Annotated in this window: 10 protein-coding genes; 6 read left to right on the plus strand and 4 right to left on the minus strand. The window is 68.4% G+C overall.

The genetic code is table 11. From position 1 onward, the window contains the following. Positions 1 to 68 precede the first annotated feature (68 nt). The gene (locus RJ527_06240; GenBank protein ID WND77338.1) at positions 69 to 2,660 is read left to right on the plus strand and encodes a PAS domain-containing protein; all 2,592 of its coding nucleotides are present in this window, start codon (positions 69 to 71) and stop codon (positions 2,658 to 2,660) included. 16 nt (positions 2,661 to 2,676) lie between these two features. Here the strand turns inward: RJ527_06240 and RJ527_06245 are convergent, their stop codons facing one another. The 4 genes from RJ527_06245 to RJ527_06260 form a co-directional block, all read right to left on the minus strand. Then, positions 2,677 to 3,444 (minus strand): OmpA family protein, encoded by a 768-nt coding sequence (locus RJ527_06245; GenBank protein WND77339.1) that lies wholly within the window; start codon positions 3,442 to 3,444, stop codon positions 2,677 to 2,679. Further along, entirely contained in the window at positions 3,441 to 4,247 is an 807-nt protein-coding gene (locus RJ527_06250; protein WND77340.1) for a MotA/TolQ/ExbB proton channel family protein, read from the minus strand. The genes RJ527_06245 and RJ527_06250 overlap by 4 nt, the downstream gene beginning before the upstream one ends. 125 nt (positions 4,248 to 4,372) lie before the next feature. Then, entirely contained in the window at positions 4,373 to 5,011 is a 639-nt protein-coding gene (locus tag RJ527_06255; GenBank protein WND77341.1) for a c-type cytochrome, read from the minus strand. A 50-nt stretch (positions 5,012 to 5,061) separates the two neighbouring features. Further along, positions 5,062 to 6,099: an NAD(P)/FAD-dependent oxidoreductase gene (locus tag RJ527_06260; GenBank protein ID WND77342.1), complete on the minus strand. Its 1,038-nt coding sequence runs from the start codon at positions 6,097 to 6,099 to the stop codon at positions 5,062 to 5,064. Between the two features lie 125 nt (positions 6,100 to 6,224). Between RJ527_06260 and tsaE the strand changes: the two genes are divergently transcribed. From tsaE to addA, 5 genes are read left to right on the plus strand one after another with little or no spacing between them, the layout of a single operon-like run. Next, a complete protein-coding gene (tsaE, locus tag RJ527_06265) occupies positions 6,225 to 6,716 on the plus strand; it encodes a tRNA (adenosine(37)-N6)-threonylcarbamoyltransferase complex ATPase subunit type 1 TsaE (protein ID WND77343.1) in 492 nt (163 codons plus the stop codon). Beyond that, entirely contained in the window at positions 6,709 to 7,731 is a 1,023-nt protein-coding gene (locus RJ527_06270) for a phosphotransferase (GenBank protein WND77344.1), read from the plus strand. The genes tsaE and RJ527_06270 overlap by 8 nt, the downstream gene beginning before the upstream one ends. Further along, on the plus strand, positions 7,728 to 8,483 hold the full coding sequence (locus RJ527_06275) for a nucleotidyltransferase family protein (GenBank protein WND77345.1): 756 nt from the start codon (positions 7,728 to 7,730) through the stop codon (positions 8,481 to 8,483). The genes RJ527_06270 and RJ527_06275 overlap by 4 nt, the downstream gene beginning before the upstream one ends. Further along, positions 8,480 to 11,461, plus strand: a complete 2,982-nt coding sequence (gene addB / locus RJ527_06280) for a double-strand break repair protein AddB (protein WND77346.1) — start codon at positions 8,480 to 8,482, stop codon at positions 11,459 to 11,461. The genes RJ527_06275 and addB overlap by 4 nt, the downstream gene beginning before the upstream one ends. Further along, complete coding sequence (gene addA, locus RJ527_06285) at positions 11,458 to 14,919, plus strand: double-strand break repair helicase AddA (GenBank protein WND77347.1); 3,462 nt, start codon at positions 11,458 to 11,460, stop codon at positions 14,917 to 14,919. The genes addB and addA overlap by 4 nt, the downstream gene beginning before the upstream one ends. The last annotated feature ends 26 nt before the right edge of the window (positions 14,920 to 14,945 follow it).

The following is a 14,945-nucleotide window of genomic DNA, read 5'->3' on the forward strand; positions in this document are numbered from 1 at the left end:
CGTATGGATTGAATGTCGCTGCGCCGGGGGCGCGCTAGGCCTCCTTGTCAACACAATGAGGCGTGTAAATGCTTTTTTTGGAACTGCTGCAAAACGCCGCGCTTCTGCTGGCGTTATGCTTTGCTCAGCGGTTCATCAGCGCCTACGGAAACAGGCATCCATTTCAGGCCCGGATCGCTTCCGGCGTTCTGTTCGGCGGGGCGGCGGTTCTCGCCATGGCGATGGCGGTGCGGTTCGCGCCCGGCATCATCTTCGATTCACGGACGGTCGTGCTGTCCATGGGCGCCCTGTTCGGCGGCCCGGTGGTCGCCGCCGTTTCCGGTGCGATGGCCGCCGCCTACCGCGTGCACCTGGGTGGGGCCGGCATGCTTGTCGGTCTCGGCGTCATCGCCGTCTCGCTTGCGCTTGGCCTCGCCTGCCGGCGCTTCAGCGCGTCCGAACCGGACCGGATCGGGATGCCTCAGTTGTTCTTCCTCGGTTTGGCTGTCCACCTGACTTCGGTCGGGTTGTTCCATCTGCTGCCCATGGCTGCCATCCATGACAGGCTGACGCCGATCTTTCTGCCCTATGTGGTGGTATTGACCCTGGCGTCCGTCGCCATGGGGCTGCTGTTGCGGGAGATAGAGAGTGCGCGGGGATTCGACGCAATCCTCGGGGATAGCCGGGAACGCTACCGCACCCTGTTCAACTCCGCGACGGTCGCCATCTTCGAAGTGAATTTGGCAACGGTCTTCTGCCAAGTGCGGCAACTGCGCGAGGCCGGGGTGAGTGACCTGCGGGCCTTTCTGGCGGACAACCCCGATCTGGTCAGCGACCTGATCAACGGCATCCGGGTGGTCCGCGTCAACCCCGCGGCGCTGCGCCTGTTCGGCGTCTCATCCGAACGCGCGTTCCGGCGCGAGATCGATCAGTTTTTCGGCCCCGAAACCCGCAAGGCGTTCATCGACAGCCTGTGCGCCATGTGGAACGGTGCCGAAACCTTCACCGTCAAGACCGCCTATCTGGCCCGGGACGGACGGCCGATCGCCTGCATCCACGCCATGCCCGTTCCGCACACGGAAGCCGCGGCGCGCCGGGTTCCCGTCACCATCGTCGACATCTCGGCGCAGCAGGAATCGGAACGCCAGCTTGCCGAGGAACGCCGCCGCCTGGGGGAAATCCTGTGGGGCACCAACGTCGGCACCTGGGAATGGAACGTGCAGACGGGCGAACTGACGATCAACGAACGCTGGGCCGGAATCGCCGGCTATACCCTGAACGAACTGGCGCCCGTATCGATTCAGACCTGGATCGACCTTGCCCACCCGGACGACCTTGCGGAGTCGAACCGACTGCTGCAACAGGCGTTCGAGGGGGCCATCGACTACTATGACTGCGAGGTTCGCCTGCGTCACAAGGCCGGGCATTGGGTCTGGATCCAGGACCGCGGCAAGGTCGTGGAATGGGCCGCCGACGGCAAGCCCTTGCGTATGTCCGGAACGCATACGGACGTGACGGAACGCAAGGGCGCCGAAGAGCATGCGCAGCGCCTGTCCATCGTGCGCGACGCGCTGCTGCGCTGCCACGCGGCGATCCTGCGCGAACAGGATGAAACCCGTCTGTTCCAGAAAGTCGCCGATGTCCTGGTCGAAGTCCGTGGATACACCCTGGTGTGGTTGGGTCTGCCGCTGCCGGACGACGGGAAGCGGGTCGCGCTGGCCGCCCGGGCGGGCGATGCCGCCGGTTATGTCGATCTTCTCGATATCCGCTGGGAGGGCGGCGAGGACCTCGCCTTTCGGCCGACCGCCACCGCCGTGCGCACGGGCAAGGTGCAGGTCGCGCACGACCTCAGGAAAATCATGGCCGGCAAACCCTGGGCGGAAGAGGCCCAGCGGCGCGGGTTCAAGTCGTACCTGGTCGCGCCCATTCACTGCGGCGAAGAGACGGCGGCGATCCTCTATGTCTACAGTTCCATCGAAAGGGCATTCGACGACGTGGAGATCGACCTGATTACCGAGTTCTCCAACAACATCGGCCTCGCCCTGCGGTCGATCCGCCTAAGCCGGGAAACGACGTCCCTGCATTCCGCCCTGGAAGACGCGGCCTTCGGCGCCGTGCGGGCGATCGCCGCCACCATCGAAAAACGCGACCCCTATACCAGCGGCCACCAGGAAAACGTCGCCACCATATCCGTCGCCATTGCGCGCAAGCTGGGCTGGCCCCGCAGCCGGATCGATGGCTTGCGTCTGGGCGCCACGATCCACGACATCGGCAAGATTTATATCCCGTCGGAAATCCTCAACCGGCCCGGCCGCCTGACGGACAGCGAGTTCGGCATGGTCAAATCCCACCCCCAGGTCGGCTACGATATACTGGAGAACACATCCTTTCCCTGGCCCATCAAGGAAATGGTCGTGCAGCACCACGAACGGATCGACGGCACCGGCTATCCCCAAGGCCTCAAAGGCGACGAGATCATCGAAGAGGCCAAGATCATCGCCGTCGCCGACGTGGTGGACGCCATCACCTCCCACCGCCCCTACCGGCCCGGCCTGGGGATCGACATGGCGCTGGCCGAGATCGAACGGGGCCGCGGCACCGCCTACGATCCGGCGGTGGCCGATACATGCCTGCGGATGATCCGCGACGAGGGGTTCCGCTGGGGCGACTTCAGGAATTGAGCCCGCCCCCTCCGGCCTATTTCCCCGGCACTTGTAGGATGAAGTTCACGCGCCGGTTCCGCGCGCGGCCCTCGGCCGTGTCGTTGGCGGCGATGGGCTGCGTTTCGCCATGGCCGACCACGGTCAGGCGCGCCGGGTCGATGTCCTTGCCGATCAGAAAGCGGACGACACTGCTGGCCCGCGCCGAGGACAACTCCCAATTGGACGGGAAACGGTCGCTGGCGATGGGCACGGTGTCCGTATGACCCTCGACCGAAAGAGCATAATCGCCCGTGGCGAACACGGGTGCCAGCGCGGCGAGCAGGGTCTCGCCATCGGCGACCAGATCGGCCACGCCCGAGGGGAACAGAACGCTTTCCCGGATCGAGATTTCGACGCCGCCCTCGCGCTGGCGGATGTCCACGTCTTCCGACATGCCGGCCCCGGCGACGCTGTCGCGCAACGACGAGATGAGCGCGTCGCGGCCGTCGCTCTCCGGTTCGGCCCGGAACGGCGGTGGAAACGGCGTCGCCTTCTGCGGGCGGGAGACCGTGGGCGCGCTGCGCGCAGCACCCTGGAGGGAATCGATCATCGACCGATAGGCCGGTTTGTCGAATTGGGACAAGGACAGCAGCACGACGAACAAAGCGACCAGAAGGCTGATGATATCCACGTAGCTGAGCAACCAGGGGCCGACGGCGCCCTGGTCGCCGCCCGGCGGCGGAACATCGGCGGCGACCCACCGCGACCGGCGCCCCTTGCCCGCGGGACCGGCCACCGGACGCTTGTGCGGACGGTACGTCATCTCGCGAATCCGACGCCGTACTTGGTCTTGTCATTGCCGGCAACCTCGTCACCGGGATTTTCCATGAACGAGCGCAGGGTTTCGCGGATGTAGCTGGGGGACCGTTCCTCCTTCACCAGGCGGATGCCTTCCATCACCATGTTAAGCAGCGCGATCCGCTGCTCGGTCCGCCCCTCGAGCTTGACCGCGACCGGGACGAACACGAGATTGGCCAGAAGGATGCCGTAGAACGTCGTGACCAGCGCAAGCGCCAGGTTCGCGCCGATCACGTCAATGGATCCGGCCCCCAGGTTCTGTAGCATGTTGACCAGACCGAGAAGCGTGCCGACAAGGCCGAATGCCGGCGCATAGGCCCCCATGGAACGGAAGATCGCCGCCTCCGCCCGTTCCTTGATACGCAGGCGGTTGATCCGCCATTCCAAAAGGTCCTGAATATCGGCAAGCGGCACGCCGTCCGCGACAAGCTGAATGCCCGTGCGCAGGAACGGACTTTTGACGCGCAGAAGTTGGTCTTCGATCTTGGGCGCCTGGCCGGTGGAGATCAGCTTGGCGACCTCGACCAGTTCCTCGACGTCTTCCTTTTCGTACATCCGCTCATTCTTGAGCACGACAAGAAAGACCTTCAGCACCCGCAGCACCTCGCGCATGGGATAACTGATGAGGGTCGCCGCGACCGTTCCGCCCAGAACCAGAATGAGACCCGGCAGGTTGACGAACACGCCCCAACTATCCGTGCTGAAGGCGACGGCGGCGATGACGATGCAAAAGCCGATGACGATCCCGGCAATGGTCGATGGATTCACCCGATATCCCCTTCCTCGTCCCCTTTAGCGAGGGGCGCCGCGCGACATGGCATAAGTCTAACATTAAGACATGTCTCGCACGACCCGGACGAAAGACATGGATGTCGACACACGGGAAGCGGCGGTTAGCGGCAGTTCTGGCTGGAAAAATAGGCGGCCATATCCTCGATCTGCGCGTCGTTCAGATAACTGCCCTGGCGGGTCATCATGCTGTGCACGCGCGACGGGCCTGGCCGGGTCAGGTCGATCCAACGGGTATCGCGGAACGATTTCAATTGGGCGCTCAGATAGGCCCGCCGCTGTCCGGCCAGGGTCGGGATGAACGCGTGACGGCTGCGGCCCGCCTCACCGTGGCAGAGAAAACAGCGCTTCGCGAGCGGGGTCGGGGGCAAAGGGTCCGCCGGGCCGCCGTCCAGGTCGTGGGCGTTGACGCAGGCCTGGCGGGAGAAATAGTCCGCGACCGCCTCGATATCCTCATGCACGACCTTGGGCGCTTCGGCGCTCATCACCGGGTGTTTGCGTTCCAGCCGCGTGAACCCACTGCAGGACGGACAGAAATCCCGCAGGAAGGCGGTGATCTGATGAATCAGATACCTGACGTCCTGGCCCAGGATCGACGGTACCTGGGGTTTCTCGTGAAGGTGCGCACGCCCGTGGCACGGCAGGCAGGTCACGGCCGCGGAAAGCGGCGGTTCATCCGACGCGGCGGGGCCGTTCAGAAATGCGGCCGCCAACAGGCCCCCGGCGGTCAGGCCGCTTTTCAACAATCTCCCCAAGCGCAACCGTCTTTTCCCCTGAGTTCCGCCGATATGGCCTAGTCGTCCCCCACGCCGGGCACGCCCTTGGTCGTGGAATATTCGAAATGCAGGATCTCGCCCGGCCGCGCCACCGCATGGGCGCCGTGGGCGGCGGCGGCGGCCTCGGCGAAACCGGTCAGGATCAGTTTCAGCTTGCCGGGATATGTCGCGATGTCGCCGGCCGCGAACAGCCCCGGGCGATCCGTCGACATGGTCGCCGGATCGACGGCGATATGGTTGTCGCGCAGATCCAGTTGCCAGTCGGCGATCGGCCCCAGTTGTTGCAACATGCCGAAGAACGGCAGCAGGACGTCGGCGGGAAGCCGCCGTTCGTTGCCGTCGAGATCGCGGGCGATGACGGCGTCGAGCCGCCCGCCCTTACCTTCGAGCCCGCCCAGCTGATAGGGAATGACCAGATCCACCTTGCCCGCCGCCGCCAGGTCTTCCAACCGGCGCACGTTGTCGGGCGCGGCGCGGAATTTCGCGCGGCGGTGGACGACGGCCAGGCTTTCGGCGACATCGGCCAGGGACAAGGCCCAGTCGACGGCGCTGTCGCCGCCGCCGGCGATGACCACGCGGCGGCCCCGGAAATCCTCGATCCGCCCGACCATGTATTTGACGCCCAGGCCGGGGGCCTGGTCCTCATAGGCTTCGATGCCGTCCAAGGGCGGGCGGTTGGGCCCGAAGGCGCCGACCCCGGCGCAAATGATGACCGTGGGGGCGGCGACCGCCGTGCCCCGGGCGGTTTCGACCTGCCAAAGACCGGAATGCTGCGTCAGGCCGGTGACCGGGCTGCCCAGGTGATAGACGGGGTCGAAGGGGGCGGCCTGTTCGGTCAGGCGGTCGACCAGGTCCTGGGCGCCGATCCGGGGATATCCCGGGATATCGTAAATGGGTTTTTCCGGGTAGAGTGCGCTCAACTGCCCGCCGGGCATTTCCAGGGCGTCGACCACGTGACACTTCAGGCCCAGCATGCCGCATTCGAACACCGCGAACAGGCCCACGGGGCCCGCGCCGATGATCACCACATCCGTCCGTTCCGGCGTCTGGGACACCTGCGCCTGCTCCTTCGGTCTTTTTCGGGCTGTTATTCGGGATTCCTTACATGGCGGGCCACGCGGGTCAGGTCAAGCCTTGTCCCCGCAAGGGTATTTTCGTTAAAAGGGCGGCGATGGTTGCGATGGCGCATGCAAGCGAGGAACCGGCCGGCTTCGTCCTGACCCTGGCGGGAGAGGACGCGGCCCTGTCCCTTGGCGCGCGCCTGGCGGCGCTCTGCCGGCCCGGCGATGTGATCGCCCTATGGGGCGGGCTGGGCATGGGCAAGACCGTGGTCGCCCGTGGCTTCGTGCAGGCCCTTCTGGGCCCCGACGAAGAGGTGCCGAGCCCGACCTTCACCCTGGTCCAGCCCTACGACGGGCCGGACGCCACCCTGTACCACTTCGACCTTTACCGCCTGAACGACCCCGAGGAAGCCTTCGAACTGGATATCGAGGACGCCTTCGCCGAAGGCATTTCCCTGATCGAATGGCCGGAACGCCTGGGACCTTACCTGCCGGCCGGGCGGCTCGACATCAAGCTGTCGCCGGGCGAAAGCGAAACCCAACGGCGGGTGCGCCTGTCCGGCGGCGGCGACTGGACTGAACGATTGAAACGAGCGGAGCTCCATGACTGAACGTGACGACCTGATTGCCGGTTTCCTGAACCAACACGGCTGGGGCGGGGCCGCGCGCAGCGTGCTTGCCGCCGATGCCTCGTTCCGGGGCTATTACCGCCTTGCCGACGGCGACCGCCGCGCCGTGCTGATGGACGCGCCGCCGCCCAAGGAAGACGTGCGCCCCTTCGTTTCCGTCGCCCGGCACCTGCTGAAGCTGGGTCTGAGCGCGCCCGAGGTCTATGCCGAGGACGCGGCCGCCGGCCTGTTGCTGCTGGAAGACCTGGGCGACGACACCTATACCCGCATGCTGGCCGACGGCGCCGACGCCGAAGCGCTGTACGCCTGCGCCGTCGACGTGCTGATCCATATCCACGACCGCGCGCCCGAGGCCGCCATCCCCCGTGCCTTGCCGCCCTATGACGAACGCAAGCTGATGGAGGAGGCCAGCCTGCTGACCGACTGGTACCTGCCGGCGGTCACCGGGGCCGAGATCGACGACGAGGCCCGCGAGGCCTATCAGGAGGCCTGGCGCCCCGCCTTTCGCCAGGTTCTGGCCCAGCCCAAGACCCTGGTGCTGCGCGACTTCCACGTCGATAACCTGATCTGGCTGAAGGACCGCGCCGGCATCCAGCGTTGCGGGCTGCTGGATTTCCAGGACGCCGTCGCCGGCTCGCCGGTCTATGACTTGATGTCGCTGCTGGAGGACGCCCGGCGCGAGGTCGATCCCGTGCTGACCGCGCACATGCTGGCGCGCTATCTCGCCGCCTTCCCGGACATGGACCACGAGGCGCTCGGCGCCAGCTACGCCATCCTGGGCGCCCAGCGCCACGCCAAGGTCATCGGCATCTTCACGCGGCTCAGCCACCGCGACGGCAAATCGCGCTACTTGGAACACATCCCCCATGTCTGGCGCATGCTGGAACGCTCCCTGGCCCATCCGGCCCTGGCCGAGGTCAAGGCCTGGATCGATACCGCCATCCCCCAGGAAACCCGCACCGTTCCGTCGCCGTCCCAGCCCGAGGCCGCGGCGTGAGCAAGACCCCGGACGCCACGGCGCCGGGGCCGGCCAAGGCCATGGTCCTGGCCGCGGGGCTGGGCACGCGCATGCGTCCGCTGACGGACAACAGGCCGAAACCATTGATCGAGGTCGACGGCAGGGCCCTGATCGACCACATGCTCGACCGCCTGGAAGAAGCGGGCGTGACGGAGGCCGTGGTCAACGTGTTCCATCTGGCCGAACAGCTGGAAAGCCATCTCGCCGGGCGCCCAAGCCCCAAGATCACCATCATCCGCGAGGCCGAACGGCTGGAGACGGGCGGCGGGGTGAAGAACGCGCTGCATCTGTTCGGCGGCGACCCCTTCTACGTCGCCAATTCGGACGCGCTTCTGCTCAACGGCCCGCACGCCATCCTGCCGCGTCTGGCGTCCTGTTGGGATGACGACAAGATGGACGGGCTGCTGTTGCTGCATTCCACGGTCGAGGCCTTCGGCTACGAAGGGCGCGGCGACTTCTGCGCCGACCCGGACGGCCAATTGACCCGCCGGCCCGAGGCCGAGATCGCGCCCTGGCTGTTCACCGGCGTGCAGATCCTGCACCCGCGCCTGTTCGACGGCGCGCCCGAGGGGGCGTTCTCCCTCAACGTCCTCTACGACAGGGCGATCGAGGACGGGCGTCTTTACGGCGTCATGCATGACGGCGAATGGTTCCACGTCGGCACCCCCGACGGCCTGGCCGAGGCCGAGGATTACATGTCCGAACGCTTCGCCGGGCGGACCTATCGATGACCCCCCCGGGGGGCTCCGGCAACCCCAAGGTCTTCACGATCCATCCGGGTCGGCCCTTCGTCGACGTGCTGGCGGAAAGTCTGCTGGCGGAAACAGGCGGGAACCCGGAACGGCTTGCCGATTATCAGGTTCTGCTGCCGACCCGGCGCGCCATCCGCGCCCTGACCGAGGCCTTTTTGCGCGCCGCCGGCGGGCGCACCGTGCTGCTGCCCAAGTTGACGCCGCTGGGCGATGTCGACATCGACGAACTGGATGACGGCGAAAGCGCCGAAACGGGGGGCCTCGACCTGGCGCCGGCGCTCCCCGGCATGCGCCGCCAAACCCTTTTAGCCTCGCTCATCCGCGCCGTTCCCGGCCGCGCCGAAACGCCGGACCAGGCCCTGCGCCTGGCCCAGGAGCTGGCCCGCCTGATGGACCAGGTGGCGACGGAACGGCTCGACTTCCGGGAGATCAAGAACCTGATTCCGCCGGATCACGAGTTGGCCGAACATTGGCAGAAGACGGTCAGGTTCCTCGACATCGTCGCCGACGCCTGGCCCGTCTACCTGGCCGAGGCCGGATGCCTGGACGGCGCTGAGCGCCGCAACCGGGTTTTGCAGCAACGCACCGAGGCCTGGCGCCGGCAGCCGCCGGCCACGCCGGTGATCGCCGCCGGCTCCACGGGCTCGATCCCGGCGACGGCGGACCTCTTGGCCGTGATCGCCGAATTGCCCAGGGGGGCGGTGATCCTGCCGGGCCTGGACCGCGACATGCCCGACGATGCCTGGGAAGCGCTGGAGCCGCACCATCCGCAATACGGCCTGAAGCATCTGCTGTCGCGGTTCGCTTGCGACCGGACCAACGTCGCCGATTGGGCGCCGGAAATCGGCGGAACGGCACCCGCCCGCAAGGCGCGGGGCGATCTGTTCAGCCTGGCACTGCGTCCGGCCGCCGTCACGGGGGCCGCCGGGGCGCCGGGTGACGACACGGACGCGGCGGCGGTCGCGGGCCTGGCCCGCATCGATTGCGCGACCTTGGCCGAGGAAGCCTCGGTCATCGCCCTGGCGCTCCGCGAAGCGTTGGAAACCCCCGGCAAGACCGCGGCCCTGGTGACACCGGACCGGGCCCTGGCCCGCCGCGTCAAGGCGGAACTGGCGCGCTGGGGCGTGGCGCTGGACGATTCCGCCGGCACGCCTTTGGCGGAAACGCCCGCCGGGGCGTTCCTGCGCCTGACCGCCACCCTGGCGGCGGAGGATTTCGCGCCAGTGCCCCTGCTCGCCGTCCTCAAGCATCCCAAGGCGGCGCTCGCCGGCGACCCGGCGCATCTCCGCGTCCTTGCCCGGCGGCTGGAAACAGCGAAGATTTTGCGCGGCATCCGCCCGGCGCCGGGCATCGCGGGCCTGCGCGCCGCCGTCCGGCTGCTGAAGGAACCGGGGCCGTTGCCCGGCCTGGTCGATCGCCTGGAACGGGCGGCGGCCCCCTTCGCCGATCTGATCAGGTCCCCGGAGACCGACCCCAAGAGCCTCGCCTCGGCCCATCTCGCCTTTGCCGAAGCCCTGGCGGCGAGCGGCGAGGAGACAGGCGCCGAACGCCTGTGGGCCGGCGAGGACGGCGAGGCCGCCGCCCGCTTCATGAACGAGGTGCTGGACGCCCTGCCGGGTCTGGGCCCCGTGCGGGGCCGCGATTATCCGGCCCTGCTCGACAGTCTGATGGCGGGTCACGCCGTGCGCCCGGCCTGGGGGGCGCATCCGCGCCTCAACATCTGGGGCCTGCTCGAAGCCCGGTTGCAGCAGGCGGACCTGATGATTCTGGGCGGCCTCAACGAAGGCAGCTGGCCGCCGGAAGCCAAGCCGAGCCCCTGGATGAGCCGCCCCATGCTGGCCGATTTCGGCCTGCCCCTGCCGGAACGGCGGATCGGTCAGACCGCCCATGACTTCGTCCAGGCGGCCATGGCGCCCGAGGTCCTGTTGACCCGGGCCGAGCGGGTCGAGGGCGCGCCCAGCGTGCCGGCGCGCTGGCTGCTGCGGCTCGGCAACCTGGTTGCGGGGACGGCCATGGAGGACGCGCTCAAGACGCGCGGCCATCTGAAATCCTGGGCCGCCGCGCTGGACGATCCGGGCGGCGCCGTCATCCCGGCCCGGCCCCTGCCGCGCCCGCCGGTGGCGATGCGGCCCAAGGGCCTGTCCGTGACCCAGGTCGAGAAATGGGTGCGCGACCCCTATGCCGTCTATGCCCGGAACATCCTTCGGCTGCGTCCGCTTGATCCCATCGACGCCGACCCCGGGGCCGGCGACCGGGGCGAGATCATCCACCGGGCGCTGGAACTGTTTATCGCAGCCCACCCCCGCGATCTGCCGGCGGACGCGGAAACACGGCTTCGGGCATTCGGCGAGGAGGTTTTCGCCCAGCACGCCGACCGGCCCGCCGTGCGCGCCTTCTGGTGGCCGCGGTTCCTGCGCGTCGCCCGCTGGTTTCTGGAGGTCGAGCGCGAACGCCGGGCGCGCGGCTGCCGTCCCGTGGCCTGGGAGGCCAAGGGATCCTTGACCCTGGAGACCGGGGCGGGGCCCTTCACCCTGACCTGCATCGCCGACCGCATCGACCGCGACCCGGCCGAAGGGTTCGAGATCATCGACTACAAGACCGGGCGCACGCCGACCAGACCGCAGGTCGAAAGCGGCTTTTCCCCGCAACTGCCGCTGGAGGCCGCGGTGCTGCGCGCCGGCGGATTCGACAAGCTGGCGGCGGGCGAGGTTTCGGCCCTGGCCTATTGGAAGATGTCGGGCGGGCGCGAGGCCGGCAAGGTCACATCCCTGGACGGCGTCCAACAACTGACCGAGGACGCGGCGGCGGGCCTGGCCCGGCGGGTGGTGTTTTTCTCGGACCCGCAGACGCCCTACGCGCCCCGCGTGAAGCCGATGTTTGAGAGCGACCTCGGCGATTACGACCACCTGGCCCGCGTGCGCGCCTGGAGCGCCGCCGGCGGGGAGGACGGCGAATGAAGGAAACCCGCAAGAGCGCCAACGAGGTCCAGGTCGCCGCCGCGCGGCCCGAGGAGTCGGCCTGGGTTTCCGCCAACGCGGGGACCGGCAAGACCCATGTCCTGACCAACCGCATCGTGCGGCTGCTGCTGAAGGGCGTGCGCCCGCGCCATATCCTCTGCCTGACCTATACCAAGGCCTCGGCCGCAGAGATGGCCAACCGTCTGGCGCGGCTGCTGGGCAAATGGGCGGTCATGGACGACGACGTCCTGGCCGCGGACTACCGCGAGCAGACCGGCGTGCCGCTGGACCGCGACGACCTCGCCCGCGTGCGCAGGCTGTTCGCCGAGGTCGCGGACACCACCGACGGCCCCAACATCCGCACCATCCATTCGTTCTGCGAATCGCTGCTCGGCAGATTCCCGCTGGAGGCCGGGGTCGCCCCCCATTTCCAGGTGATGGACGAACGCACGGCGGCGGAACTGCGCCGCGAGGCCCGCGACCGCGTGCTGAACGACGCCGCCGAACACCCGGACAATCCCGCCGCCCGCGCCATGGACCATCTGGCCGGGTTGCTCGACGAAAGCGGCTTCGACGACCTGATGACGGCGCTGGACTTCGCGCGCGGGCGTCTCACCCGCCTGTTCCGCGACCATCAGGGCACGGCGGGCCTGGCCATGGCGACGCGCCGCAAGCTGGGCCTGGCGCCCAAGGACGACCGGGCCTCGGTGATTCTGGGCGCGCCCGCGCCTGACGCCGCCGCCCTGCGCCAGGCGGTCCAGGCGCTTTCCGGCGGCAAGAAGACGGACAAGGAACGGGCCGACCTGATGGCCCCCTGGCTTGCGGCGGCGGACGATAACGAACGGGCGGCCTTGTTCGCCGACTACTGCCGCGCCTTCCTGACCCAGAAGCGCACGCCGCTCGCCAAGGTTCTGACCAACGACGTGGAAAAGCAGGCCCCCGGCACCCAGGCGGTATTGGAAACCGAACAGGCGCGCGTCGCCGCCATCGACGAAAAGCTGCGCGCCCTGGCCATCGCCGAGAACACGGCCGCCTTGATGGATCTGGCGGCGGCGCTGGCCGATGCCTTTGCCGAGCTCAAGGACAGCCGCGCCCTGATGGATTACGACGATCTGATCCTGAAGACGGCGACCCTGCTGCGCCATTCGCCGGGGGCGGTCGCCTGGGTTCATTACAAGCTGGACGGCGGCATCGCCCATATCCTGGTCGACGAAGCCCAGGACACCGCCCCGCCGCAATGGGAGATCCTGAAGTCCCTGGCCGATGAGTTCTTTTCCGGCGAAGGGGCCTGGGATATGGACCGCCACGGCCCCCGCACGGTGTTCGCCGTGGGCGACGAAAAGCAATCGATCTACAGCTTCCAGGGGGCGGAGCCGGCGCGGTTCGAGGAAACACGCGCCCATTTCGCCGAGAAAGCACGGGCGGCGGGGCTCGGCGGGTCGCTCGAGGCATCGCAGGAAATGGCCGTTTCCTTCCGCTCGGTCACGCCTGTGCTGGAAGCCGTCGACACCACCTTCCAGCCGGAGGACCTGCGCGCCTCGCTGAGCAGCCTGTCGCGGGTCGTGCGTCATCTTGTCGACCGCTCGGAAGACGGCGGACGGGTCGAGCTTTGGCCCCCCGTCAAACCCGAGGACGAAGACCAGCCCGACGCCTGGGACGCGCCCGTCGACCGGCCGGGGCCGAGGGCCCCCGTGGTCCAGGTCGCCGAGTCCATCGCCGCGACGATCGACGGCTGGACCAAGAACCGCGAGATGCTGGTCTCCCAGGGGCGGCCCATCGAAGCGGGCGATATCCTGATCCTGGTCCGCAAGCGCGGACGCTTCATGGAGGAAATGGTCCGCCAGTTGAAGCAGCGCGGCATCCCCGTCGCCGGCACGGACCGCATGGTGCTAACCGAACAGATGGCGGTCATGGACCTGATGGCGCTGGGCCGGTTCGTGCTGCTGCCCGAGGACGATCTGACGCTGGCGACGGTGCTGAAGGGGCCGCTGTTCGGTTTCACGGACGACGACGACCTGACGCCGCTGTGCCACGGGCGGGCGGGATCCCTGTGGTCGGAACTGCGCGACCGCGCGGGCGAGCAGGCGCATTGGCGGGAAGCGGCGGAGACCCTCGCGGGTCTGCTGGCCGGTGCCGACGCCGCGCCGCCCTATGAGTTCTTCGCCCGGGTCCTGGGGCCGCTCGGCGGGCGGCGAAAGTTCCTCCGCCATCTGGGGCCGGACGCGGCGGACCCGATCGAGGAGTTCATGGCGCTCGCCCTGCAGTTCGAGCGCGAACACGCACCGTCCCTCGAACGGTTCCTGCATTGGACCGGGGGCAGCGAGACCGTCATCAAGCGCGACCTGGACCAGGCCGCCGGCCATGTCCGGGTGATGACCGTGCACGGCGCCAAGGGTCTGGAAGCGCCCGTGGTGTTCCTGCCCGATACCTGCCAGGGCGGCGGCCGGGGCAAGCCGATCGGCCTGTTATGGGACGACGGCGACGGAGGAACGGACAGCGGCGCGGTCTATTGGCCGGTCCGCAAGGACGATGATTGCGAGGTGACGGCGGCATTGCGCGCCGGGGTCGAGGCCGCGCGCGAGGCCGAGGAACGCCGCCTGCTTTACGTCGCCATGACCCGCGCCAAGGACCGGCTTTACGTGACCGGATGGGACGGCAGGCAGAAACGGCCCGAAGGCTGCTGGTACAATCTGATCCGGGACGGAATGACGCGGGCCGGGGCGGTGGCGCTGAATGCCGCGGCGCCAGACGGCGGTGGCGAGGAGGAGACGGGCCTGCTGCTCGACTGGCCGCAGACGGCCCCCGTCGATGCCAAAGACCAGGCCCCCGCGCAGAAGGCCGAAGGCCCGCCCGCCTGGCTGTCGACGCCGCCGGCGGACGAGCCGGACCCGCCCAAACCCCTCGCCCCCTCGAGGCCCGAGGACAGCCCGGCCGCCGCCTCGCCGCTGGGGCCGGACGACGGGGCGCGGTTCAAGCGCGGTCTGATCGTGCACAAATTGCTGGAAAGCCTGCCGGACCTGGCCGCCGAGGACCGGGAACCCGCGGCCCGGCGCTTCCTGGCCCGCCCGGGCCATGACCTGGAGGCGGCCGAACAGACCGCGATTCTCACGGAAACCCTGGCCCTTCTCAACGACCCCGCCCTGGCCCCCCTGTTCGGGCCCGGCAGCCGGGCCGAGGTGCCCCTGGTGGCGCAAATCGGCGGGCGGGTGATTTCCGCCCGCATCGACCGCCTTCTGGTCACGGAAACCGAGGTCCTGATCGCCGATTTCAAGACCAACCGGCCGCCGCCGGAGCGCCTGGAGGACGTCCACCCCGGCTATCTCGCGCAGATGGCCGGATACCGCCGCGCCCTCATCGATCTGTACCCGGGGCGGCCCGTGCGCTGCGCCCTGATCTGGACCTTGGGCGCCCGCCTGATGACCCTGCCGGACGCCCTTTTGGACGACGCGGGTCCCTAAGCCTCGGAGAAAGCAAGGGGAAATTT

The organism is Thalassospiraceae bacterium LMO-SO8, assembly GCA_031655335.1.
Lineage (GTDB): Bacteria > Pseudomonadota > Alphaproteobacteria > Rhodospirillales > Casp-alpha2 > UBA1479.